22 protein-coding genes are annotated in these 24325 nt (G+C 72.9%); 17 read left to right on the forward strand and 5 right to left on the reverse strand.

Features of this window, described 5'->3' with window-relative positions:
* The first annotated feature begins 18 nt into the window (after positions 1 to 18).
* From ACZ404_RS17345 to ACZ404_RS17360, 4 genes are all read left to right on the forward strand, one after another.
* A complete protein-coding gene (locus ACZ404_RS17345; protein ID WP_468440651.1) occupies positions 19 to 1362 on the forward strand; it encodes an NYN domain-containing protein in 1344 nt (447 codons plus the stop codon).
* Positions 1363 to 1574: 212 nt separating this feature from the next.
* Positions 1575 to 2606 carry a C40 family peptidase gene (locus ACZ404_RS17350; protein WP_468440653.1) on the forward strand — a complete coding sequence of 344 codons (1032 nt, stop codon included), beginning with the start codon at positions 1575 to 1577 and terminating at the stop codon, positions 2604 to 2606.
* Between the two features lie 238 nt (positions 2607 to 2844).
* Positions 2845 to 3864 (forward strand): C40 family peptidase, encoded by a 1020-nt coding sequence (locus ACZ404_RS17355; protein WP_468440655.1) that lies wholly within the window; start codon positions 2845 to 2847, stop codon positions 3862 to 3864.
* 28 nt (positions 3865 to 3892) lie between these two features.
* Positions 3893 to 5095, forward strand: a complete 1203-nt coding sequence (locus ACZ404_RS17360; RefSeq protein ID WP_468440657.1) for a hypothetical protein — start codon at positions 3893 to 3895, stop codon at positions 5093 to 5095.
* Here ACZ404_RS17360 and ACZ404_RS17365 read toward each other — a convergent pair.
* A complete protein-coding gene (locus ACZ404_RS17365; RefSeq protein WP_468440659.1) occupies positions 5083 to 5619 on the reverse strand; it encodes a PadR family transcriptional regulator in 537 nt (178 codons plus the stop codon). The two genes, ACZ404_RS17360 and ACZ404_RS17365, sit on opposite strands and share 13 nt — an antisense overlap.
* 106 nt (positions 5620 to 5725) lie before the next feature.
* Here ACZ404_RS17365 and ACZ404_RS17370 point away from each other — a divergent pair, with 106 nt between their 5' ends.
* The 3 genes from ACZ404_RS17370 to ACZ404_RS17380 all read left to right on the forward strand — a co-directional run bounded on the left by ACZ404_RS17370 (position 5726) and on the right by ACZ404_RS17380 (position 9993).
* Complete coding sequence (locus ACZ404_RS17370; protein WP_468440661.1) at positions 5726 to 7102, forward strand: MATE family efflux transporter; 1377 nt, start codon at positions 5726 to 5728, stop codon at positions 7100 to 7102.
* A gap of 11 nt (positions 7103 to 7113) precedes the next feature.
* On the forward strand, positions 7114 to 8256 hold the full coding sequence (locus tag ACZ404_RS17375) for a glycosyltransferase family 4 protein (RefSeq protein WP_468440663.1): 1143 nt from the start codon (positions 7114 to 7116) through the stop codon (positions 8254 to 8256).
* A 114-nt stretch (positions 8257 to 8370) separates the two neighbouring features.
* Entirely contained in the window at positions 8371 to 9993 is a 1623-nt protein-coding gene (locus tag ACZ404_RS17380; RefSeq protein ID WP_468441365.1) for a GMC oxidoreductase, read from the forward strand.
* A 19-nt stretch (positions 9994 to 10012) separates the two neighbouring features.
* Here the strand turns inward: ACZ404_RS17380 and ACZ404_RS17385 are convergent, their stop codons facing one another.
* Entirely contained in the window at positions 10013 to 11809 is a 1797-nt protein-coding gene (locus ACZ404_RS17385) for an AMP-dependent synthetase/ligase (RefSeq protein WP_468440664.1), read from the reverse strand.
* Between the two features lie 296 nt (positions 11810 to 12105).
* Between ACZ404_RS17385 and ACZ404_RS17390 the strand changes: the two genes are divergently transcribed.
* The 6 genes from ACZ404_RS17390 to ACZ404_RS17415 all read left to right on the forward strand — a co-directional run bounded on the left by ACZ404_RS17390 (position 12106) and on the right by ACZ404_RS17415 (position 17103).
* Entirely contained in the window at positions 12106 to 12903 is a 798-nt protein-coding gene (locus tag ACZ404_RS17390; RefSeq protein ID WP_468440666.1) for a metallophosphoesterase family protein, read from the forward strand.
* Between the two features lie 134 nt (positions 12904 to 13037).
* Positions 13038 to 13478, forward strand: coding sequence for an SRPBCC family protein (locus ACZ404_RS17395; RefSeq protein WP_468440668.1), 441 nt, complete (start codon positions 13038 to 13040; stop codon positions 13476 to 13478).
* A 56-nt stretch (positions 13479 to 13534) separates the two neighbouring features.
* On the forward strand, positions 13535 to 14716 hold the full coding sequence (locus ACZ404_RS17400) for an ArsA family ATPase (RefSeq protein ID WP_468440670.1): 1182 nt from the start codon (positions 13535 to 13537) through the stop codon (positions 14714 to 14716).
* 57 nt (positions 14717 to 14773) lie between these two features.
* On the forward strand, positions 14774 to 15259 hold the full coding sequence (locus tag ACZ404_RS17405; RefSeq protein ID WP_468440672.1) for a DUF5304 domain-containing protein: 486 nt from the start codon (positions 14774 to 14776) through the stop codon (positions 15257 to 15259).
* Between the two features lie 67 nt (positions 15260 to 15326).
* Positions 15327 to 16280, forward strand: coding sequence for an ROK family glucokinase (locus tag ACZ404_RS17410; protein WP_468440674.1), 954 nt, complete (start codon positions 15327 to 15329; stop codon positions 16278 to 16280).
* Positions 16281 to 16347: 67 nt separating this feature from the next.
* Entirely contained in the window at positions 16348 to 17103 is a 756-nt protein-coding gene (locus tag ACZ404_RS17415) for an endonuclease/exonuclease/phosphatase family protein (protein ID WP_468440676.1), read from the forward strand.
* 4 nt (positions 17104 to 17107) lie between these two features.
* Here the strand turns inward: ACZ404_RS17415 and ACZ404_RS17420 are convergent, their stop codons facing one another.
* Together ACZ404_RS17420 and ACZ404_RS17425 are read right to left on the reverse strand one after the other, a co-directional pair.
* Positions 17108 to 17683, reverse strand: a complete 576-nt coding sequence (locus ACZ404_RS17420; RefSeq protein ID WP_468440678.1) for a hypothetical protein — start codon at positions 17681 to 17683, stop codon at positions 17108 to 17110.
* Positions 17676 to 18455 (reverse strand): alpha/beta hydrolase, encoded by a 780-nt coding sequence (locus ACZ404_RS17425; RefSeq protein ID WP_468440680.1) that lies wholly within the window; start codon positions 18453 to 18455, stop codon positions 17676 to 17678. Before ACZ404_RS17425 ends, ACZ404_RS17420 begins: the two co-directional genes overlap by 8 nt.
* 102 nt (positions 18456 to 18557) lie before the next feature.
* On the opposite strand from ACZ404_RS17425, the gene ACZ404_RS17430 reads away from it, so the two are divergent.
* From ACZ404_RS17430 to ACZ404_RS17445, 4 genes are all read left to right on the forward strand, one after another.
* Positions 18558 to 19286 carry a lysophospholipid acyltransferase family protein gene (locus ACZ404_RS17430; RefSeq protein WP_468440682.1) on the forward strand — a complete coding sequence of 243 codons (729 nt, stop codon included), beginning with the start codon at positions 18558 to 18560 and terminating at the stop codon, positions 19284 to 19286.
* Between the two features lie 50 nt (positions 19287 to 19336).
* A complete protein-coding gene (gene macS / locus ACZ404_RS17435; protein ID WP_468440684.1) occupies positions 19337 to 20560 on the forward strand; it encodes a MacS family sensor histidine kinase in 1224 nt (407 codons plus the stop codon).
* Positions 20557 to 21231, forward strand: a complete 675-nt coding sequence (locus ACZ404_RS17440) for a response regulator (RefSeq protein WP_468440686.1) — start codon at positions 20557 to 20559, stop codon at positions 21229 to 21231. Before macS ends, ACZ404_RS17440 begins: the two co-directional genes overlap by 4 nt.
* Positions 21232 to 21359: 128 nt before the next feature.
* A complete protein-coding gene (locus ACZ404_RS17445) occupies positions 21360 to 22388 on the forward strand; it encodes a 6-phosphofructokinase (RefSeq protein WP_468440687.1) in 1029 nt (342 codons plus the stop codon).
* Positions 22389 to 22457: 69 nt separating this feature from the next.
* On the opposite strand, the gene ACZ404_RS17450 is transcribed toward ACZ404_RS17445, so the two are convergent.
* Entirely contained in the window at positions 22458 to 24320 is a 1863-nt protein-coding gene (locus ACZ404_RS17450) for an anthranilate synthase family protein (RefSeq protein WP_468440688.1), read from the reverse strand.
* Positions 24321 to 24325: the final 5 nt, after the last annotated feature.

The raw sequence follows: 24325 nt of genomic DNA on the forward strand, positions 1-24325 counted from the left end.
GGTATTGGGGTGTGACGGATGGTGGAGACCACAGGCGGGGGGCCGGGCGACGGCACCGCCGAGGTGCTTGACCGTCCGCTGCCCGACGGCGTGCGCCGGCGCGTCGTACAGATCGTCTCGGACGGCTTCGGCGGCCTGACGGTGCCCGAACTGCCCGCGCAGCTGAGGCAGTACGCCCGGTTCGCCCCGAACCGGCGCGCCAAGTTCGCCGGGAACGCGATGGCGGCCGCGCTGGAGACCGATCCGCTGTTCCGGCAGCGGATCGGGGACCGGTTCAGAGAGGCGCAGCCGGAGCTCTCCGGCGCCCTCGACTCCGGCTCCCCGCCCCCGGCCGCGGACCCGCTCGACGTGGCGGCCGCGGCCTACGTACTGCGCCCGGCGGGCTGGGTGAAGCTCGTCACCGCGGCCGGCGAGGAGGCCCAGCGGGCGGACGCCGAGCGGGCCGACGAGGAGAGCCGTGCCGAACTGGAGCGGCTGCGCGAGGAGCTGGCCCAGGCCCGCGAGCAGACCCGTACCGAGACCGAACGGCTGCGCGCCGAGCTGGAGTCGGTGAAGAAGGAGGCGGAGTCGCTGCACCGCAAGCTGCGCTCCGCCCTCAGTGACGTCAAGCGCGGGGAGGCCGCGCTGCGCAAGGCGCAGGCCGAGGCCGAGGCCGTACGCGCCGAGAGACAGGCGCAGGTGTCGGCCGCCGAGAGCGAGTCCCGGCGGCTCAAGGCCCGCCTGGGTGAGGCCGAGGCCGCGCTGGAGGCCACCCGACGGGCCGCCCGCGAGGGCCGCAGCGTCGAGGACATGCGGGTGCGGCTGCTGCTCGACACCCTGCTGGACGCCACCCAGGGGCTGCGGCGCGAACTGGCCCTGCCTCCGGTGTCGGTGCGCCCCGCCGAGACCGTGGACGCGGTCGAACCAGGACGAATGACCCCGAAGGACATCGCGGCCCGCGCCCTGTCCGAGAACGATCCGGCCATCCTCGACCAGTTGCTGGCGCTGCCGCAGGCGCATCTGGTCGTCGACGGCTACAACGTGACCAAGACCGGCTATCCGCAGATGCCGCTGGAGAAGCAGCGCCTGCGGCTGCTCGGTCAGCTCTCGGCGCTCGCCGCGCAGACCGGCGCCGAGGTGACGTGCGTCTTCGACGGCGCCGAACTGGCCGCGCCGGTGCTGCTCGCGCCGCCGCGCGGGGTGCGGGTGCTGTTCTCCAAGCCCGGGGTCACGGCCGACGAGCTGATCCGCCAGCTGGTGCGCGCGGAGCCGCCGGGCCGTCCGGTCATCGTCGCGTCGACCGACCGCGAGGTGGCCGACGGGGTCGCCAGGGCCGGCGCCCGACCCGTGGCCTCTGCGGTACTTCTGAAGCGACTGTCCTGAAGGTGCAAGGGGCATACTCAATGCCCGAATTGGTCGGATCGTCACGCAACGTAGTGTCAAGCAGGTATCACCGCACGTGAGTTGAGTGCAAAGAATGCATTGCGTGACGGTGTTTTTTGGTGCGAGGATTTGAACTGATCACAAGAGGGTCACTAGGGTCTGGGCTCGAACCTCCGAACGGGTGAACACTCACAAGAAGGAGTTCGTCCTCCGTGGCGTCCCACCGTCGACCCAAGCAGCCGAGTCGCACTCGCGTGACCGTGCTGACCACCGCAGCCGCCGCTGCCGTCGCGCTGAGCGCGAACGCCGCCAACGCCGCCCCCAGCGAGAAGCTGAGCAAGGACGAGGTGAAGGCGAAGGTCGACAAGCTCTACGAGCAGGCCGAGCAGGCCACCGAGAAGTACAACGGCGCCAAGGAGAAGCAGCAGAAGCTGCAGAAGGAAATATCCACCATCCAGGACAACGTCGCCCGCGGTCAGCAGGAGCTGAACAAGCTGCGCGACGGCCTGGGTTCGCTGGCCACCGCCCAGTACCGCTCCGGCGGCATCGACCCCTCCGTCCAGCTCTTCCTGTCCTCCAATCCGGACGACTACCTGGACAAGGCCTCCACGCTCGACCAGTTGAGCAGCCAGCAGGTCGAGGCCCTGAAGAAGATTCAGGACAAACAGCGCGAACTCGCCCAGGAGCGGGCGGAAGCCACCGAGAAGCTCAAGGACCTCGCGTCCACCCGCACCGAGCTGGGCAACAAGAAGCAGGAAGTCCAGAGCAAGCTCGCCGAGGCGCAGAAGCTGCTCAACACCCTGACCGCCAAGGAGAAGGCCGCGCTCGCCGCCCAGCAGGCCCGCGCCAACCGCTCCTCCACCGAGCGCGTCGACCTCGGCGACGACACCTCCGCCTCCAGCCGCGCCGCCGCCGCCTTCTCCGCCGCCCAGAGCAAGCTCGGCTCGCCGTACGTCTACGGCGCCTCCGGCCCCTCCTCCTTCGACTGCTCGGGCCTGACGTCCTGGGCCTACGCCCAGGCCGGCGTCTCCATCCCGCGCACCTCCGAGGCCCAGGCCAACATCGGCACCCGCCTCACCGAGAGCCAGCTCCAGGTCGGCGACCTCGTCTTCTTCTACAGCGACCTGCACCACGTCGGCCTCTACGCGGGCAACGGCCAGGTGCTGCACGCCCCGCACACCGGCGCCGTGGTCCGCTACGAGTCGATCAGCAACATGCCGTTCCAGTTCGGCGTCCGCGTCTGACACCCCGCACGACGCCTTCCGGGAGCGCCCGAACGGGCGAATCCCGGGAACCCCGAACTGACCCCACGCCCCGCCCATGACCTGCGTCAGCGGCGGGGCGTGGCGTTTCACGCACCCCGCCACGGCTTTGGCCGCCGCGCCGCCCCCGGCTACTGTCTGCCGCGTTTCCCCGGTGCAGGGGCCTCCCCGTCCCCCGCGCCGGGGACGCTGTCTGATGTCCGCCAGCAGAAGGACTGCCGTGGGGTCCCATCGCCGTCTCGCACCGTCCGGCTTCAACCGGGGCGCCGGCACCGCCCTGTGCGCCCTGTCCGCCGCGGCCGCCGCGCTCGGCGCCGTACCGGCGCAGGCGAGCCCGCACCGCGACACCCGGGCCGAGGTCGACCGCCTCTACACACAGGCGGAGAAGGCCACCGAGGCCTACGACAAGGCCGACGAGCGCGCCGACGTGCTGCGCCGCGAGATCCGTGAGGCGCAGGACCGCATCGCCCGCGAGCAGCAGCGCATCAACGCCATGCGCGAGCGGCTCGGTTCGCTGGCCGGTGCCCAGTACCGCTCCGGCGGCCTCGACCCGGCCGTCGCCCTGCTGCTGTCCGACGACCCCGGCGACTACCTCGACAGGGCGGCCACCCTCGACCGCATCGGCGTCCAGCAGGCCGGGCAGCTCAGGGAGTTGCGCACCGCCCTGCGGGAACTCGCCCAGGAGCGTGCCGAGGCCGCCGGGAAGCTCGCCGCGCTGGAGCGCAGCCGCGAGGCGGTCGCCGCGCACAAGCGGACGGTGGAGCGCAAGCTCGCCCAGGCCCGCAGGCTGCTCAACTCCCTGCCCGCCGGCGAGCGCGCCGCCTACGACCGGGCCTCCCGCTCCGACCGCACCGACCTGCCCGTGCCCGACCTGTCCGGCGCGGTCCCCCCCGACGCCCGCGCCGCGGCCGCGCTCGCCGCCGCCCGCTCCGCCCTCGGCCGCCCCTACGTGTGGGGCGCCAACGGTCCCTCCGGCTTCGACTGCTCGGGCCTGATGCAGTGGTCGTACGCCCAGGCCGGCCTCCAGCTGCCGCGCACCTCGCAGGAGCAGCGCCACGCCGGCCGGCAGATCCCGCTGTCCGAGGCGCGCCCCGGCGATCTGGTCGTCTACCGCTCGGATGCCAGCCATGTGGCGATGTACGTCGGCCACGGCCAGGTCATCCACGCGCCCTACCCGGGTGCGCCGGTGCGCTACGACCCGGTCGGGGTGCTGCCGGTGTCCTCGGTCACCCGTCCCTGAGGCCCGCCGCACGCCGTACGATCGGGAAATGGCTGATCGTCGAGGGACACGGGGTGTCCGGCGCGCCGCGGTCGCGGGGCTGTGCCTGCTGCTCGTGCCGCCGCTGTCCGGATGCGGCGGGCCGACGGCGGCCGACCCGGCGAAGGCCGAGGTGCAGCGCGTCCTCGACCGGCGCGCGACGGCGCTGCTCGGTCACGACGAGAGGGCCTACGGCGCAACCGGCATCCGGGCCGAGTACGTCCGGCTGCGCGCCCTGCCGCTGGCCTCCTGGGCGTACCGGGTGACCGGCCTGCGCCGCGACGGCTCCGCCGCCACCGCCGACGCCGAACTGCGCTACCGGGTCGCCGGCTACGACCGGGCCCCGGTCAGCGTCCGCCGCACCCTCACCCTCCGCCGCACCTCGGCCCGGACGTGGTACGTCACCGCCGACCGGCCCGCCCCGAAGGCCGGGCAGCAGCTGTGGGACCAGGGCCCGGTGACCGCCGTCGCCGGCACGCACAGCCTGGTCCTGGGCACCAGCCGCAGCACCGGCGACCTGCGTGTCTACGTCCGGCTCGCCGACCGTGCCGTCCCGGCCGTGTCCCGGGTGTGGGGGACCGGGTGGACGCGCCGGGTCGTCGTCCTGGTCCCGCGCTCGCTGAACGGCATGGCGGCCCTGCTGGGCTCACCCGCCTCCAGCTACCGGGGCATCGCCGCGGTCACCACCGGCGAGGTGGGCGGCTCGGGGAAGGCGCCCGCGGACCGGGTGGTGATCAACCCGGACGCGTACGCCGTGCTCGGCGATGTCGGCAAGCAGGTCGTGCTGACCCACGAGACCACCCATGTCGCCACCCGCGCGGCCACCACCGGCGCCACCCCGCTGTGGCTGTCCGAGGGCTTCGCCGACTGGATCGGCTACCTCGGCACCGGCCGCACCGCCCAGGAGGCCGCGCCGGAACTCGCCCGCGCCGTCCAGGACGGCCGGGTGCCCGTGCACCTCCCCGCCGACAAGGACTTCGGCTTCAGCAGCGACCCGACCCGCCTCGCGCAGGCCTACGAGAGCGGCTGGCTGGCCTGCCGGATGATCGCCGGTCGCTGGGGCGAGGCCCGGCTCGGCGCCTTCTACCGGGCCGTCGGTGCCCACGAGAAGCGGTCGGGCGCGGTCGAGGACGCACTGAAGAAGGTGCTCGGGACCACGCCGAAGGCGTTCACCGCCGCGTGGCGGGCGTACGTGCGCGCTCAGCTGGGCTGAGCCCCGGCGAGCGTGTCGAGGGCCTCGCGCAGCCAGGCCCGCTCGGCCCGGCCCGTGGCCCGCGCGACCCGCAGCATGCCCTGCCGGAACAGGTCCCCGGCCTCCTCGGCGGCCACCGGTGCGCCGCCTTCGTAGAAGAAGCTGGTGGGGGCCTGAAGGAAGTCCAGGCGGCGGCGCAGCACCGCCGCCTGCTGCGCCGGGTCGTCCAGGTGTCGCAGGAAGGCCAGCACGGTGTTGAAGCGGACGTGGTCGGTGATCTCCGCCTCCTTCGGCCGGCGCAGCCGCTCCAGCAGTTCCGCGCGCCCCTGCCCGGTCAGCGACAGCACCCGGCGCGGGGCGGCGCTCGCGCCGTCCTCGGTGCGCTGCTCGAGCAGCCCGGCGGCGACGAGCCGGTTGATGGCCGGGTAGAGGGCGCCGTCGCTGACCGGGCGGACGTGGCCGCTCAGCGCCCTGATGCGCTCCTTCAGCTCGTAGCCGTGCAGGGGTTCCTCGGCGAGGAAACCCAGGATCGACAGCTCCAGCACGCGAACTCCTCCTTGCAGCGGACCCGATCACCATGCTACCTCTTATCGAGCTACCTCGATTAGAGGTATCTCAGTGGCTCGTGCGGCCAGGTACAGGGGGTTCACCATGAACGCGCACCGCAGGGAACTCGTCTCGCTCGCCCGCCCCGTCTACTTCTCCCTCCTCGCCTCGGTCGCCTCGGGGATCATCAACACCGTCTGGGTCTCCCGGCTCGGCGGCGCCGCCGTGGCCGCCGTGGCCGTCGCGACCAACACCGAGAACGTGCTGCTCGGTGTCGCCCTGGTCTTCGCCTCCGGGACGACGGTGCTGGTCGCCCACGCCCGAGGGGCGCGTGATCCCGGTGCCGTACGGGCCGCGGTGCGCGGCGGATGGGCGCTGTGCGGGCTGGTCACGCCGGTGGTCGTGGGCGGCGGGCTGGTGCTGCGCGAGCCGCTGGCCCGGCTGGTCCTCGGCGGCGCCGACGCGGCGGCCCTGCGCCTGGCCACCGGCTACTTCGCGATCTCGCTGCCGGGCATGGCCGTCTTCTTCGCCCAGCAGCTCGTCGACGGCATCCTCAAGGGCACCGGCGACACCCGCACCCCGATGCGGCTCGCCCTGCTGGCCAACGGGCTGATCCTCGTCTGCGACCCGGTGCTGATCCATCTCCACGGGGTCCGGGGCGCCGCCGCCTCCACCGTGCTGTGCCGCTGTGTGGCCCTCGCGGTGGGCCTGCGCGCGCTGCGCCGCAGCGCCCTGCTGCGCACGGCCGCCGGGGCGCCGCCGGCCGCGGCGGTCCCGGCCGCGCTGCGCCGGACGCTGACCACCGGTCTGCCCATGTCCGCCGACTTCACCGTGCGGCAGGGCGGGGCGCTGGTGCTGGTGGCGATCGTGGCCCGGCTCGGCGTGACGGCGGTGGCCGCGTACGCGATCGGCTACAAGGTCATGTACGTCGCCACGATGGCCTTCTACTCGGTGCGGCAGGCCGCCGCGATCCACACCGCGCACACCCGGGGGGCGGGCCGGGACGCGCGGCGGGACATCGGCCGGCAGGCGATGCTGGTCTCCGGCGCGCTGGGCCTGACGGCCGCCGCCCTGTTCGCCGCCACCGCCCCCTGGATCCTGGCCGCCTTCGGCGCCGGGCCCGCGGTCGCCCACGAGGGCGTGCTGTTCCTGCGCTGCGTCGGCCCCTATCTGCTGCTGATGGCCGCCTTCATCGCGCTCGGGGGCGTCTTCGAGGGCAGCGGCGGAGCACCCGCCCTGCTCCGGGTCACCCTCCTCGGCACCGCCCTCCAACTGCCCCTGTCCTACACCCTCTCGCCCCTGGGCCTCCCCGGCATCTGCCTGTCCCTCGCCCTCGCGATGGCGGCGCAGTGCGGCGCCGTGGGCCTGCTCCTGCGCCGGGCCACCCACCGGTCCCGCCGGCCATCGCGTCCGGTCCGCCGCTCCCGCTCGTCCCCCCACCGAGTCGGGTGGTCCGGCGGGGAGGAGAAGGGCGCCCGGTAGAGTCCGCGGGGATGGACAAGACGCTGATCGTGACCAACGACTTTCCGCCCCGGCCGGGTGGCATCCAGGCCTTTCTGCACAACATGGCCCTCCGCCTGGACCCCGGCCGGCTGGTCGTCTACGCCTCCACCTGGAAGCGCGGCCGCGAAGGCGTCGACGCCACGGCCGCGTTCGACGCCGAGCAGCCCTTCACCGTCGTACGCGACCGTACGACCATGCTGCTGCCCACCCCCGGCGCCACCCGGCGGGCCGCGGGGCTGCTGCGCGAGCACGGCTGCACCTCGGTGTGGTTCGGAGCCGCGGCCCCGCTCGGCCTCATGGCACCCGCGCTCCGCAAGGCCGGCGCCGAGCGGCTGGTCGCCACCACGCACGGCCACGAGGCCGGCTGGGCCCAGCTGCCCGCCGCCCGGCAGCTCCTGCGCCGCATCGGCGACTCCACGGACACGATCACCTACCTCGGCGAGTACACCCGCTCCCGGATAGCGTCCGCCCTCACCCCGGAGGCCGCCCGGCGCATGGTGCAGCTTCCGCCCGGCGTCGACGAGAAGACCTTCCACCCCGCCTCCGGCGGCGCCGAGGTGCGGGCCCGGCTGGGTCTCACCGAGCGGCCGGTCGTCGTCTGCGTCTCCCGCCTGGTGCCGAGGAAGGGGCAGGACACCCTGATCCGGGCCATGCCCCGGATCCTCGCCGCCGAGCCGGACACCGTGCTGCTCATCGTCGGCGGCGGCCCGTACGAGCGGGACCTGCGGCGGATGGCCAGGGAGACGGGGGTCGAGGCCTCGGTCCGGTTCACCGGCGCCGTGCCCTGGGCCGAGCTGCCGGCCCACTTCGGCGCCGGCGACGTCTTCGCCATGCCGTGCCGCACCCGGCGCGGCGGCCTGGACGTCGAGGGCCTCGGCATCGTCTACCTGGAGGCGTCCGCCACCGGACTGCCCGTCGTCGCCGGCGACTCCGGCGGCGCCCCCGACGCCGTCCTGGACGGCGAGACCGGCTGGGTCGTGCGCGGCGGCGAGCCCGCCGAGGCCGCCGACCGGATCACCGCCCTCCTCGGCGACGCCGAACTGCGCCGCCGCATGGGGGAGCGGGGCCGCCAGTGGGTGGAGGAGAAGTGGCGCTGGGACCTCCTCGCGGAGAAGCTCAAGACGCTGCTCTAGGCGCGGCGCGGTGCCTCACCGCAGGCGAAGCTCAAATCCCTGCCCCGGAAAACGCCGCCCACTCTGGCCGGAACCGGAAAATCCGCACATGCTGCGCGCATGACAGCAAAACTGATGCAGCATCAGCTGAGTAGGCGTCACATCCTGGGCATGATCGCCCTCCAGACCGCCGCCACCGCCGGTCTCACCCGCATCGGCCTGCAGACCGCCCGCGCCGCCGAACCGGCCGCCGTCGACAACGCCCCGGCGATCGTGGTCGGTTCCGGCTACGGCGGCGCTGTGGCCGCCCTCCGCCTCGGCGAGGCCGGCATCCGCACCCTCGTCCTGGAGATGGGGCAGCTGTGGAACACCGCCGGCGGCGACGGCAAGATCTTCTGCTCCACCACCGCCCCCGACGAGCGCTCCATGTGGTTCCGCACCCGCACCGAGGCGCCGGTCGCCACCTTCCTCTGGCTGGACCTGGTCAACCGGGACATCAGCCCCTACCCCGGTGTCCTCGACCGCGTCCACTACGACCACATGTCGGTGTACGTCGGCCGAGGCGTCGGCGGCGGCTCCCTCGTCAACGGCGGCATGGCCGTCACTCCGCTCAAGTCCTACTTCGCCGAGCAGTTCCCGACCGTCGACGCCGACGACATGTACGGCACCTGGTTCCCGCGCGCCCGCGCCATGCTCGGGGTCAACACGATCGACCCGGCGTGGTTCGAGTCCACCGAGTGGTACCGGTTCACCCGCACCTCCCGGAAGGCCGCGGCCAACGCCGGCCTGAGGACCACGTTCGTGCCCAACGTGTACGACTTCGGCTACATGCAGCGCGAGGACGCCGGCACCGCCACGAAGTCCGCCCTCGCCGGCGAGGTCATCTACGGCAACAACCACGGCAAGCGGAGCCTCGACAAGACCTACCTCGCCGCCGCCCTCGGCACCGGCAACGTCACCCTCCACACCCTGGAGCGGGTGCGGTCCGTCAGCCGCGCGAGCGACGGGTCGTACCTCCTGACCGCAGACCGGATCGACGGCACCGGCGCCGTCGTCGAGACCCGGCAGTACTCCTGCACGTACCTCTTCCTCGGCGGCGGCAGCCTCGGCACCACCGAACTCCTCGTCCGCGCCCGGGACACCGGCACCCTGCCGGACCTCGGTTCAGAGGTCGGCGCGGGCTGGGGCCCCAACGGCAACACCATGCTCGGCCGCGCCAACCACGTCTGGGACACCGTCGGCGCCCGCCAGGCCACCATGCCCGTCATGGGCATCGACGACTGGGCCAACTCCGACAATCCGGTCTTCGCGGAGATCGCCCCGCTGCCCATGGGGATCGAGCACTGGATCAGCCTGTACCTGGCGATCACCAAGAACCCGGAGCGGGCGCGGTTCACCTACGACTCCGCCTCCGGCACGGTCCGACTCGGCTGGACCGCCGCCCAGAGCGCGGTGTCCTCCCACATGGCTCGCACGCTCTTCGACCGCGTCAACGCGGCCAACGCGACCATCTACCGCTACGACCTCTTCGGCTCGCCGAGCAAGGTCTTCGCCGACGACTTCACCTACCACCCGCTCGGCGGCTGCGTCCTGGGCCGGGCCACCGACGACTACGGCCGGGTGAAGGGCTACTCACGGCTGTACGTCACCGACGGCTCGCTCGTGCCCGGCTCCATCGGCGTGAACCCCTTCGTCACCATCACCGCGCTCGCCGAACGCACCATGGCGCGGGTCCTCGCCGAGGACACCGCGCCATGACACACCGTCGGCGCAGGCTCTACTTCGCGTAGATCGCCTCGATCTCGTCCGCGTAGTCCTTCGCCACCACGTTCCGCTTGAGCTTCAGCGACGGGGTGAGGTGGCCCGATTCCTCCGTGAACTGGGAGGACAGAATGCGGAACTTCCGCACCGATTCCGCCTTCGACACCGCGGCGTTGCCGTCGTCGACCGCCGACTGGATCGCGGCCAGCAGGTCCGGGTCCTCGCGCAGCGACGCCGCGGTGGAGCCCGCCGGCTTGCCGTGCTCGGCGGCCCACCGGGGGAGGAACTCCTCGTCGACGGTGACCAGCGCGCCCACGAACGGCCGCCCGTCGCCCACCACCATGCACTCCGCGACCAGCGCGTGCGCCCGGATCCGGTCCTCGATCACGGCCGGGGCCACGTTCTTGCCGCCCGCGGTGACGATGATCTCCTTCTTGCGGCCGGTGATCCTCAGGTAGCCGTCCTCGTCGAGGGTGCCGATGTCACCGGTGTGGAACCAGCCGTCGGCCAGCGCCTCCGCGGTCGCGCCCGGGTTGTTCCAGTACTCCTTGAACAGGTGCTCACCGTGCAGCAGCACCTCGCCGTCGTCCGCTATCCGGATCACCGAGCCGGGCAGCGGCTGGCCGACCGTGCCGATCTTCTGCCGGTCCCAGGGGTTGAACGCCGTGGCCGCGCAGGACTCGGTCAGGCCGTAGCCCTCCAGTACGGTGAAGCCGATGCCCCGGAAGAAGTGGCCGAGCCGCTCGCCCAGCGGGGCGCCGCCGGAGATGGCGTACTCGCCCCGGCCGCCGAGGACCGCGCGCAGCTTGCTGTAGACCAGCTTGTCGAAGACCTTGTGCTTGATCTTCAGGCCCAGCGGCGGGCCCGACGGGGTGTCCAGCGCCTTGCTGTAGGCGATCGCGGTGTCGGCGGCCTTGTCGAAGATCGCGCCCTTGCCGTCCGCCTGCGCCTTGGCGCGCGCCGAGTTGTACACCTTCTCGAAGACGCGCGGCACGCCCAGGATCAGCGTCGGCCGGAACGCGGCCAGCTCGTCGGTGAGGTTCTTGATGTCCGGGACACAGCCCAGCTTGATCGGCGCGATCATCGGCGCGACCTGCACCAGCCGCCCGAAGACATGCGCGAGCGGCAGGAAGAGCAGCACCGAGCACTCACCGGTGCGGAACAGCGGGCGCAGCCGCTCCACCACGTTGCCGCACTCCGCGAAGAAGCTGCGGTGGGTGAGCACACAGCCCTTGGGGCGGCCGGTCGTACCGCTCGTGTAGACGATGGTCGCCGGGTCGTCGGCCCTGGCGAGCGAGCTGCGCTCCTGCACGGTCGCGTCCGCGACGTCCTGCCCGAGCCGCGCCAGCTCCTCGATGCCGCCGGCCTCGATCTGCCACACGTGCTTCAGCGCGGGCAGCGTCTCGCGCACCGAGTCCACGGCGGCCGCGTGGCCCTCCAGCTCCACGATGCAGGCGGTCGCGCCCGAGTCGGACAGGATCCACTGGACCTGCTCCGGCGAGCTGGTCTCGTACACCGGCACGGTCACCCCGCCCGCGCTCCAGATCGCGAAGTCCAGCAGCGTCCACTCGTAGCGGGTGCGCGACATCAGGCCGACCCGGTCGCCCGGCTGCACCCCGGCGGCGATGAGGCCCTTGGCGGCGGCGTGCACCTCGGACAGGAACTCCCTGGCTGTCACGTCCTGCCAGACGCCGCCCACCTTGCGGGCGATGACGGCGACGTCGGGATGCTGCGCGGCGTTTCTGCGGACGATGTCGGTCAGGTTGCCGTCCGCAGGGACCTCGTACAAAGCCGGAAGGCTGAACTCGCGCAAGACTGCTGCTCCTCATAGGGCGCCGGCGCCACGACACTGTGTGATGCGACGGTGCGGTCCAAGGCTCGGGCAAGTGCTCCGGGATTCACATGTCGATTCACATGTTGAAAACCAGAGCACGACTGGACTGCCCGGACGTTACCCGTCGGTATGCCTTCTACGACAGGGGGGTCGGGTGAGATGTTCGCTGCGTCACACAGGCTGGCGTTCCTTTGCGCACAGTAGTCCACGGCCGAAGCGACCGGCGAGTAACCGGGGGGTGGTCCGCACGTGTTCACGGCATACCCTTCCTTTCCATGGCGCCCACACGTACCGGAACCAGCAGAACGCGCGTCCACGTGGTCAGCGACGTGCACGGCAACGCCCGGGACCTGGCCCGGGCCGGTGAGGGTGCCGACGCCCTGATCTGTCTCGGCGACCTCGTCCTCTTCCTCGACTACGCCGACCACTCGCGCGGGATCTTCCCCGACCTGTTCGGCAAGGAGAACGCCGACCGCATCGTGGAGCTGCGCACCGCCCGCCGCTTCGAGGAGGCGCGCGCGTTCGGCGCCCGGCTGTGGGCGGGCATCGGCGCGGACCGGGCCACCGCCATCGAGCGGGCGGTGCGCCGGCAGTACGCCGAGATGTTCGCCGCGTTCCCCACCCCGACGTACGCCACCTACGGCAATGTCGACATGCCGCCCCTGTGGCGCGAGTACGCCCGGCCGGGCACCACGGTGCTGGACGGCGAGCGGGTGGAGATCGGCGGCCGGACCTTCGGCTTCGTGGGCGGCGGCCTGCGCACGCCGATGCGGACGCCGTACGAGATCGGCGACGAGGAGTACGCGGCGAAGATCGAGGCGGTCGGCGAGGTCGACGTGCTGTGCACGCACATCCCGCCGGAGGTGCCCGAGCTGGTGTACGACACCGTCGCGCGCCGCTTCGAGCGGGGCAGCCGGGCCCTGCTGGACGCCATCCGCCGCACCCGGCCGCGCTACGCCCTGTTCGGGCACGTCCACCAGCCGCTGGTGCGGCGGATGAGGATCGGCGCGACCGAGTGCGTGAACGTGGGGCACTTCGCGGGGACGGGCCGGCCCTGGGCGCTGGAGTGGTGAGCGGGTGACGGAACGCCGATGCGGACGGGGTGAAGGCGGCAGGTCGGCGGCGCGGTAGCCTTCACGCTGCACACACGTGCGCACCCTGCGCGCGGCAGACCTCTCTTCGGTCCGTATCTGGAGGAGCCACGGCGATGGCGGAACACACCAGTTCGAGCATCACGATCGAGGCGGCTCCGGCCGACGTCATGGCGGTGATCGCCGACTTCGCGCGCTACCCGGACTGGACCGGTGAGGTCAAGGAGGCGGAGGTGCTCGCGACCGACGAGCAGGGGCGCGCCGAGCAGGTGCGGCTCGTCATGGACGCCGGCGCCATCAAGGACGACCAGACGCTGGCGTACACCTGGAGCAGCGAGCACGAGGTCTCCTGGACCCTGGTGAAGTCCCAGATGCTGCGCTCCCTCGACGGCTCCTACCTCCTCAAGCCGGCCGGCGGCTCCGCGACCGAGGTGACCTACCAGCTCACCGTCGACGTCAAGATCCCGATGCTCGGCATGATCAAGCGCAAGGCGGAGAAGGTCATCATCGACCGGGCGCTGGCGGGCCTGAAGAAGCGGGTCGAATCCGGGGAGTAGGAGCGGCCCCCGCCGCGGGCCCTCCGGCACTGCGGTCTCCGTTACCGTTCACCCTCATGCGCACCATCCTGATCACCGGCCCGGGCGGCAGCGGGCGTACGACCGTGGCTGCCGCGACCGCGGTGAACGCCGCCCGCGAGGGCACCCGCACCCTGCTGCTGAGTGCCGACCGCACGGACACCCCGGGCGCGGCACTGGGCGCCGGGACCGGACCGGTCCCCACCGAGGTCGCGGAGAACCTCACCGCCTGGCGCCCCGACGCGGCCGACCGGTTCCGGCAGGATCTCACCGCCTTCCAGACCCGCGCCGCGAACGTCCTGAACCTCCTCGGCGCCGCCCGGCTGGACGCCGAGGAGGTCACCCCGCTGCCCGGGGCCGAGGAACTGTCCTTCCTGCGCGCCCTCAGGGACGCCGCCCTCTCGGAGCGCTACGACCTCCTCGTCGTCGACCTCCCACCGCTGCCGCAGGCCCTCGCGCTGCTCGCCCTGCCCGAGGAACTGCGCCGCTACCTGCGCCGCCTGCTCCCGCCCGAGCGGCAGGCGGCCCGCGCCCTCAGGCCCGTCCTCGGCCGCTTGGCCGGCGTGCCCATGCCGGCCGAGTGGCTGTACGACACGGCCGCCCGCTGGGACCTCGAACTGGCCGCCGTCGAGACCGTCGTCGCCGACCGCCGCACCGCCGTACGCCTGGTCGCCGAACCCGGCCCGGCCGGTGCCGACGCCGTGCGCACCGCCACCCTCGGCCTCGCCCTGCGCGGCCTGGCCACCGAGGCCCTCGTCGCCAACCGCGTCCTGCCGGACGGCCCGCCGCACACCTGGCTCGCCGGCCTCCTCGCCCAGCAGCACAAAACCCTCAGCGAGTGGCAGGACAGCGAGCGCCCCTACGCCCTGCACACCGTGCCCCACCTCGGCAGGGACCCGCACGGCGGCGACGACCTCGACGCCCTCGCCGTCCCCGGCGTCAACCCCGAGCCCGCCCCGGTCGAGTGGGCCGTCAGCGACGCGCTCGCCACGGACGGCGTCCTTCTCTGGCACATCCCGCTGCCCGGCGCGATACGGGACGACCTCGACCTGATCCGGCGCGGCGACGAACTCCTGATCACCGCCGGCCCCTTCCGCCGGATCGTCGCGCTCCCCTCCGCCCTGCGCCGCTGCACCGTCGCCGGCGCCGCCCTGCGCGAGGGCGAGCTGCGCATCCGCTTCGCCCCGGACCCCGCCCTGTGGCCCGCCCCGGGACGGTGAACCGGCCGGAGCCGTTCGGGTAACGTCGTAAGGGCGAACCGTAGTCAGGAGTCCGCCATGAGCGAAGAGCGCCCCGCACCCGAACCCCCCGAGGCGGAACAGCGGGCGACCGACGCCGACGCCTGGGCCACGGCCTGCGCCGAGGACCTCGCGGCCGAGAAGGCCCGCCGCCGCGCCGAGCAGGGCCCGCCCCCCGGCTCCGCCGCCGAGGAGCTGCGCAGGTTCATGGACACCGTGGCCGACAAGCTGTCCGGCCTGCAGTCCCCCCTCCTCGGCACCCTGGCCGGCCCCGCGGCCCAGCAGGTGGTGCGCCAGGTCGTCCAGCAGGCCAAGGCCGCCGTGGAGCCCGTCGTGGAACGCAACCCGGAGGTCTTCGACCACCTCGCCGCGGCCGGCACCGAACTACTGGCCGCCTACCGCTCCGCCGTCCAGGCCCAGGAGCACCGCTGGACCACCCGGGCGGCCGACCTGGACGACGACCGGCCCGACCGTCCCGACGGGGGCGAGGGCACCGGTCCGGGGCAACGCATCGACCTGGACTGAAACCCTCCCCCGGCAGGGCCTCGGGTACGGTTGGCCGTAGCGGGGCTCGACCGAAACTGAGGGATTCATGGGACTCACCATCGGCGTCGACATCGGCGGCACGAAGATCGCGGCCGGCGTGGTCGACGAGGAAGGCAACATCCTCTCGACCTTCAAGGTGCCGACCCCCACCACGCCCGAGGCCATCATCGACGCCATCGCCTCGGCGGTGGAGGGCGCACGCGCGGGGCACGAGATCGTGGGCGTGGGCATCGGCGCCGCCGGCTACGTCAACCGGCAGCGCTCCACCGTCTACTTCGCGCCCAACATCGACTGGCGCAACGAGCCGCTGAAGGAGAAGGTCGAGGCCCGCACCGGCCTGCCGGTCGTCGTGGAGAACGACGCCAACGCGGCCGCCTGGGGCGAGTACAGGTTCGGCGCGGGCAAGGGCCACCGCAACGTCATCTGCATCACCCTCGGCACCGGCCTCGGCGGCGGCATCATCATCGGCAACAAGCTGCGCCGCGGCCACTTCGGCGTGGCCGCCGAGTTCGGCCACATCCGCATGGTCCCGGACGGCCTGCTGTGCGGCTGCGGCTCCCAGGGCTGCTGGGAGCAGTACGCCTCCGGCCGCGCCCTCGTCCGCTACGCCAAGCAGCGCGCCAACGCCACCCCCGAGCGTGCCGAGATCCTGCTGGCCCTCGGCGACGGCACCCCCGAGGGCATCGAGGGCAAGCACATCTCCATGGCCGCCCGCCAGGGCTGCCCGGTCGCCGTCGACTCCTACCGCGAGCTGGCCCGCTGGGCCGGCGCGGGCCTCGCCGACCTCGCGTCCCTCTTCGACCCCTCCGCCTTCATCGTCGGAGGCGGCCTCTCCGACGAGGGCGACCTGGTCCTCGACCCCATCCGCAAGTCCTACAAGCGCTGGCTGGTCGGCGGCAACTGGCGCCCGGTGGCCGACGTGATCGCCGCCCAGCTCGGCAACAAGGCAGGCCTGGTGGGAGCAGCCGACCTGGCCCGGGAGCCCGACCCGATCATGTAGTGAGCCCCTACGGCAGTGCCCGCCGAGTCCGCTCCCGGGACGGCGGGCATCGTCGTATGTTGATCGTATGGCGACCACCACGCTGCTCCCCAACTCGCGTACCGAACCGGATGGTTCCGCCCTCGTCCGCGTCCTGAGCTACAACATCCGCTCGATGCGCGACGACACCGACGCCCTCGCCCGAGTGATCACCGCCTGCGCCCCCGACCTGGTCCTCGTCCAGGAAGCCCCCCGCTTCTTCCGCTGGCGCAAGAAGCTCGCCCGGCTCGCCGCCGACTCCGGCCAGGTGATCCTCACGGGCGGTGCCACGGCGGCCGGCCCCGCGATCCTCTGCTCGCTCCGGGCCACCGTCGAACGCACCGAGGACGTACTGCTGCCGCTCACCCCGGGCGAGCACCGGCGCGGCCTCGCCACCGCCGTCGTGCGGTTCGGCGGCGCCCGCCTGGGAGTGATCAGCTGTCACCTCGGTCTGCGGAGCGACGAGCGGTACGAGCAGGGCGGAATGCTTCTCGACCGCCTGGCCGGACTCGGCGTCGAGCACGCCGTCGCGGGCGGCGACCTCAACGACCCTCCGGACGGCCGCACCTTCCGCAGGCTCGCCGCGAGTCTCCAGGACTGCCGGGCCACCGCGCCGTGGGGCGGCGAGCACACCTGGACCCGCACCGGACCCCACCGCCGCATCGACGCGATCTTCGCCACCAAGGGCGTCGACGTACTGGGCTGCGGCGTGCCCCTGGACCAGCCCGGCATCACCGAGACAGACCTGAGGGCGGCCACGGACCACCTCCCGGTCCTGGCCGCCCTCAAAGTCCCGGCGTCCTAGCGGATCACACGACCGCCCCGCGCCCGGGGTCGTCGTCCTCGTCCTCGTCCGTCCGCATCCGCATCACCAGCGTCGCGAAGCCGCCCAGGAAGCCGCCGATGCCCAGCGTGGTCAGCCACCAGGTCATCTGCCAGCCCAGCACCACCGCGAGCAGCAGCAGGACCGGCCCTCCGACGACCCCGAGCCAGGCGAACCTGGCGGTCGTGTCGGAGTCCGGCAGCGGCGGCGGCTCGGGCGGCACGAAGTGGCCCTCGTCGTCCTCGTCGAAGTCGTCCTCGGACGGCTCAGGCGCCCGGTGGTCGCGCGGGCCGACACCGGGCGCGAACGAGACCGAGCTGCCCAGCGGCCGGACGGGCGGGCGCGGCTCACCGGGGTCGTCGGCGCCCTCCTCCCGGACGTCCTTCTCGGGCAGCGCGAGATCCTCCACCGGCCTGAACGGCTTGTAGGGCTTGGCGCCCGGAGGGTCCGGCGGTTCCTCGCCGTACGCCGCGACGATCGCCTGCCAGGCGGCCTCCTCGTCGAAGGGCACCTTCGTCTCGTCCGGCTCGCGGTCCTCGCGGTCGGAGTCGTGCTCAGCCAACTGCGGCCGTCCCTTCCTTGCCGACACTGGGTGCGAGCCGGCCGATGAAGGCGAGGCTCTCCTCGAAGATCCGGTCCGCATCGTGGTCCAACGTCGCCACGTGGTAGCTCTGTTCCAGCACGACCTCCGTTACGTCGACGGAGGACACCCGGCTCAGGACCCGCGCCGAGTCGCCCGCCGGAACCACATGGTCCCGCGCACTGCGCAGCAGCAGCAACGGCTGGGTCACCTGGGGCAGCTCGCCGTCCAGCCGGCGCAGGAACGCCCTCAGGGAATGCGCCGCGTGCAGCGGCACCCGGTCGTACCCCAGCTCCGCCGCCCCGCCCTTGGCGATGTCGCTGGCGATGCCCTTCGTCGTGCGCACCAGGTGCCGGGCGACCGGGAGGGCGTGGGCGGACAGGCCGTGCACCCGGTTCGCCGGGTTCACGGTCATCACGCCGGTGACCCGCTCCCCGTGCTTGGCCGCGAGCCTCAGCGCCAGCGCCCCGCCCATCGACAGGCCCCCGACGAACAGCCGGGAGCAGCGGTCGGAGAGCAGCCGCAGCTCTCGGTCCACCTGCGCGTACCAGTCCGGCCAGCCGGTGACCTGCATGTCCTCCCAGCGGGTGCCGTGCCCGGGCAGCAGCGGCAGCGACACGGTCAGGCCGTGCGCCGCGTGGTGCTCCGCCCAGGGGCGCAGCGACTGGGGCGAGCCGGTGAAGCCGTGACAGAGGAGGACACCCACCTCCCCGCCCTCATGGCGGTACGGCTCGGCGCCGGGGAGAACTGGCATGTGCCTCACCGTACGCGACCGCACCGACACCGACCAGGGTCGTCGGGTCCATCGGCGGAACTCCGGGATAAGGTCTGATCGACGGAAACAGGAGGCACGCGGGTGTTGTACGGCACGATGAAGGTCGCCATCGGAGGGCCACTGAAGGTCGCCTTCAGACCCTGGGTGGAGGGCCTGGAGAACATTCCGCCCGAGGGCGCCGCCATCCTGGCGAGCAATCACCTCTCCTTCTCGGACTCCTTCTTCCTGCCGGCGGTCCTGGACCGCAAGGTCACCTTCATCGCCAAGGCCGAGTACTTCACCACCCCCGGCGTGAAGGGCCGCCTCACCGCGGCCTTCTTCAAGGGCGTCGGACAGCTCCCGGTGGACCGCTCCGGGGCGCGCGGCGCGGGCGAGGCGGCGATCAAGAGCGGCATAGACGTGCTCGAGCGCGGTGAGCTGTTCGGCATCTACCCGGAGGGCACGCGGTCGCCCGACGGCCGGCTGTACCGGGGCAAGCCCGGCGGCCTCGCGCGCGTGGCGCTCGCCACCGGCGCGCCGGTCATCCCGGTCGCGATGATCGACACCGAGAAGATCCAGCCGCCCGGCAAGGTGATGCCCAAGCTGATGCGGCCCGGCATCCGCATCGGCAAGCCGCTGGACTTCAGCCGGTACCAGGGCATGGAGCACGACCGGTTCGTCCTGCGCGCCCTGACCGACGAGGTCATGTACGAGATCATGAAGCTCTCCGGCCAGGAGTACGTCGACATGTACGCCACCGCCGCCAAGCGCCAGATCGCGGAGGCGGCGAAGGCGGCCAAGGAGGCCGAGAAGAAGAAGGCCGACTCCTAGCGGCAGCGGAAGTTCCGGGGGAGAGCGGGGAGAGCGGGGGGAGCGGGGGCATGGCCGAGCGGGAGCGGGTTCTGCGGATGTCGGTGGAGCTGCCGCTGTGGCGTGCGCTCACCGGGTATCGCGTCCTGACGATGCTGTACGCCATCGGCCTGTGCGCCACGGCCTACGAGCATTTCGTACGGCCCTGGATCGCCGTCGGCTACTACGCCGTCCTCGTCGTCTGGACGGTGGCCACCCTGCCCCGGGTCGCGAACGCGGCCGCCTGCACCAAGCGCTTCCTGGCCGCCGACCTGACCGTCGCCCTCACCGGCATCCTGCTCACCCCCCTCGCCGACAGCCACGAGCGGATCGCCGGCGGCGGCCCCACGTTGCCGTCGATATGGACCGCCGGCTCGGTGCTGGCCTTCGCCCTCAAGGGCGGCTGGCGCTGGGCCGCCGTCGCCTCCACGGCCGTCGCCGCCGTCAACCTGGTCGAGCGCGGCAGCCCCGCCCGGGACACCGTGCACAACGTGATCCTGGTCTGGGTCGCCTCCATCGCCATCGGCTACGTCGTCGAGGTCGCCCGCGCCTCCGAGCGCACCCTCGCCCGCGCCCTGGAGATCGAGGCCGCGACCCGGGAGCGGGAGCGGCTGGCCCGGGACATCCACGACAGCGTGCTCCAGGTGCTGGCGATGGTGCAGCGGCGCGGCGCGGTCATCGGCGGGGAGGCGGCCGAACTGGGGCGGCTGGCCGGAGAACAGGAGGTGGCCCTGCGCACGCTGGTCTCCGGCGGGCTGCTGCCGGTCTCCCGGGTCTCGGAGGACGCGGCCGCCGGAGCCGTCGTACGCGCCGTGGACGTCCCGGACGACGACGGTCCCGTCGACCTGCGGACCCTGCTCGCCCCGTATGCCGGAGCACGGGTCAGCCTCGCCGAGCCCGGCGCCCCGGTCCCGCTGCCGCCGGCGGCCGCCCGGGAAATGGCCGCGGCGGTCGGCGCCGCGCTGGACAATGTGCGCCGGCACGCGGGTGAACGGGCCCGCGCCTGGATCCTGGTCGAGGACGAGCCAGAAGAGATCATCGTGACCGTGCGGGACGACGGCCCCGGTGTCCCCGAGGGCCGGCTCGCCCAGGCCGAGGGCGAGGGCCGGCTGGGCGTGGCCCAGTCGATCCGCGGCCGGCTGCGCGACCTCGGCGGCAGCGCCGAGCTGATCTCCGTCCCCGGACAGGGCACGGAAGTCGAACTGAAGGTACCGAAGGGCGCCGGCGCGGCGCGGGGGAAGGCGGAGAAGCGATGACGCAGCAGGACCCGATCAAGGTCATGGTGGTCGACGACCACCCCATGTGGCGCGACGCGGTCGCCCGGGACCTGGCCGAGTCCGGCTTCGAGGTGGTCGCCACCGCCGGCGACGGCGAGCAGGCGGTGCGCCGCGCCAAGGCCGCCGCCCCGGACGTCCTCGTGCTGGACCTCAACCTGCCCGCCAAGCCCGGCGTGCAGGTGTGCAAGGAGCTGGTGGCCCACAACCCGGCCCTGCGCGTCCTGGTGCTGTCCGCGAGCGGTGAGCACGCCGACGTGCTGGAGGCCGTGAAGTCCGGCGCCACCGGCTACCTGCTGAAGTCCGCCTCGACCGAGGAGCTGCTGGACGCGGTGCGCCGTACCGCCGTCGGCGACCCGGTGTTCACCCCGGGCCTGGCCGGACTGGTCCTCGGCGAGTACCGGCGCCTGGCCTCCGAACCCGCGCCCGCCCCCGACACCGACGAGCCAGGCGCCCCGCGGCTGACGGACCGCGAGACGGAGGTGCTGCGCCTGGTCGCCAAGGGCCTGAGCTACAAGCAGATCGCCGAACGCCTCGTCATCTCCCACCGCACGGTCCAGAACCACGTCCAGAACACCCTCGGCAAGCTGCAGCTGCACAACAGGGTCGAGCTGGTCCGCTACGCGATAGAGCGCGGCCTCGACGACGAGTGAACCGGCGCCGGCGGTAAACCGGCGTCCGCGCGGTTCACCGGAATCACCGTCCCCGCCTCTCGCTGCGTGACGCACATCACCCTTACCGTGAGTGAGCGTCAGGTAACCGCAGCGAAGGGACAAGTGGCATGCGGGTCGGAGTACTGACCGGAGGCGGCGACTGCCCCGGGCTCAACGCCGTCATCCGGGGCGTCGTCCGCAAGGGCGTGCAGGAGTACGGCTACGACTTCGTCGGCTTCCGGGACGGCTGGCGGGGGCCCCTGGAGAACGACACCGTCCGTCTCGACATCCCCGCGGTGCGCGGCATCCTGCCCCGCGGCGGCACCATTCTCGGCTCCTCGCGCACCAACCCCCTCAAGGTGGAGGGCGGCATCCGCCGGATCAAGGAGAACCTGGCCAAGCAGGAGGTGGAGGCGCTCGTCGCGATCGGCGGCGAGGACACCCTGGGCGTGGCGGCACGCCTGTCCGACGAGTACGGCGTGCCCTGCGTGGGCGTGCCCAAGACCATCGACAACGACCTGTCGGCCACCGACTACACCTTCGGCTTCGACACGGCCGTGAACATCGCCACCGAGGCCATCGACCGCCTGCACACCACCGCCGAGTCCCACATGCGGGTCCTGGTCTGCGAGGTGATGGGCCGTCACGCCGGCTGGATCGCCCTGCACTCGGGCCTGGCCGGCGGCGCCAACGTCATCCTCATCCCCGAGCAGCGCTTCGACCTCGACCAGGTGTGCGCCTGGATCACCTCCCGCTTCAAGGCCTCGTACGCGCCGATCGTCGTCATCGCCGAGGGCGCCATGCCCAAGGACGGCCAGGTGGTCCTCAAGGACGACTCGCTGGACTCCTTCGGGCACGTGCGCCTGTCCGGGGTCGGCGAGTGGCTCGCCAAGGAGATCGAGAAGCGCACCGGCAAGGAGGCCCGCACCACGGTCCTCGGGCACATCCAGCGCGGCGGCACCCCCAGCGCCTTCGACCGCTGGCTCGCCACCCGCTTCGGCCTGCACGCCGTCGACTGCGTCCGCGAGGGCGACTTCGGCAAGATGGTCGCCCTGCGCGGCACCGACATCGTCCGCGTGCCCCTCGCCGAGGCCACGGCGAAGCTGAAGACGGTCGACCCGAAGCTGTACGAGGAGGTCGGGGTCTTCTTCGGCTGACGGCTCGTCCGGCTCGTCCGGCTCGTTCTGGCGGACCCGGGGACCGCGGCAGTCCCCGGGTCCGCCCCCTCACGTGGCCCTGCTCGCCCCGCGCAACCGGCCGACCAGCTCCCGCACGACCGCCGCGCCGTTCAGGGTCAGCACCGACTCCGGGTGGAACTGCACCCCCGCGAAGCCCGGCCCGCGCAGCGCGTGCACCTCGCCGTTCTCCGCCCGGCTCACCTCCACCCCGTGCGCGGCCAGCTCGCGGGCGGCCCGGTCGTCGCAGCGGGCGACGAAGCTGTTGTAGAAGCCGACGGTCTCCGGCCGCCCGAACAGGTCGATCGTGGTCTGCGCCCCCTGGTACGGCACCTCCTTGCGGACGATCTCCAGGCCCAGCTCCGCCGCGATCAGCTCGTGGCCCAGGCAGACCCCGAGCACGCCGTACCGGTGCTCCCGGATCACCTCGGCGGTCAGCCCCCGCAGGACGCGCATCTTCGGGTCGGCGAGGTCCGCGGGGTCGCCGGGGCCCGGCCCGAGCACGACCGGCCCCTCGTGCGCGAGCACGGTCTCCCGCAGTCCGGGCTCGTCGTACCGCCGGACCGTCAACTCCAGCCCGCCGGAGCGCAGCACGTGCGCCAGCATCGCGGTGAAGGTGTCCTCGCCGTCGACGACGAGCGCGTGGCCGTCGAGCGACGCGGACCGCTCCTGCATCCGCAGCCAGAACGGCGCGAGCGAGGCCCGGCGCCCGTCCAGCGCCGCGCGCACCCGGGGGTCGTCGGCCAGCCCGGGCCGCTCCCGCTCCGCGCGCGGCCGGGAGGGCCGTACGCCGAGCGCGGCCAGCACACCCGCCGCCTTCGCGTGCGTCTCCGCCACCTCGCCCGCCGGGTCGGAGCCCCGCACGAGCGTCGCGCCGACCGGGACGCGCAGCCGGCCGTCGGCCAGGATGTCGGCGGTGCGGATCAGGATGGGGGAGTCCAGGGTCTGGGCGCCCCCGGAGTCCTTGCCGAGCAGCGCCAGCGCCCCCGCGTAGTACCCCCGGCCGCCGGACTCGTGCCGCTCGATCACCCGGCAGGCGTTCTGCACCGGCGACCCGGTCACCGTCGCCGCGAACATGGTCTCCTTCAGCACCTCGCGCACGTCCAGCGAGGACTTCCCGCGCAGCTCGTACTCGGTGTGCGCGAGGTGTGCCATCTCCTTCAGCCGGGGGCCGACGACCACGCCGCCCATGTCGCCGACGGTGCACATCATCTTCAGCTCCTCGTCGACGACCATGGAGAGCTCCTCGATCTCCTTGCCGTCCGCGAGGAAGTCCAGCAGATGCTCCGGTGTCGGCCCCTCGGCGGGATAGCGGTACGTGCCGCTGATCGGGTTCATGACGACCGTGCCGCCGGACATCCTGACGTGCACCTCGGGACTCGCCCCGACCAGCGTCCGGTCCCCGGTGTGCACGACGAAGGTCCAGTACGCGCCCCGCTCGCCCTCCAGAAGCCGCCGGAACAGCGCGAGCGCGTCCGCCCGTCCGAAGCCGGGGATCTCGCCCTCGTACGTCCGCCGGATGACGAAGTTCGCGCCCTCGCCGCGGCCGATCTCCTCGTGCAGCACCCGCCCGACGATCTCGCCGTACTCCTCGTCGCCGACGTCGAAGCGGCCGCCCTCGACCCGCACGTCGTGCGCGGGCAGCGCCCGCAGGGCCTCCTCCAGCGGGACCTCGTACGACTCCTCGGGGGTCAGCACCAGCAGCGGGGTGCCGTCGTCGCGGACGTCGAAGCCGCGCTCGCGGATCTGCCGGAACGGGACGAGCGCCAGGCCTTCGTCGGGCAGGTCGGCCAGCCGGTCGCGGGGGGTCACCGGGCCGACCAGCACCTCCACCGTCTGCTCGTCCCGGCCGGGCGTGCGGCGGCGGAGCAGGGCGAAGGGGCGGGGGTCGTGCAGCAGCTGTGCCGGGTCCATGGTTC

This window comes from Streptomyces sp. NPDC030798, from assembly GCF_055572275.1.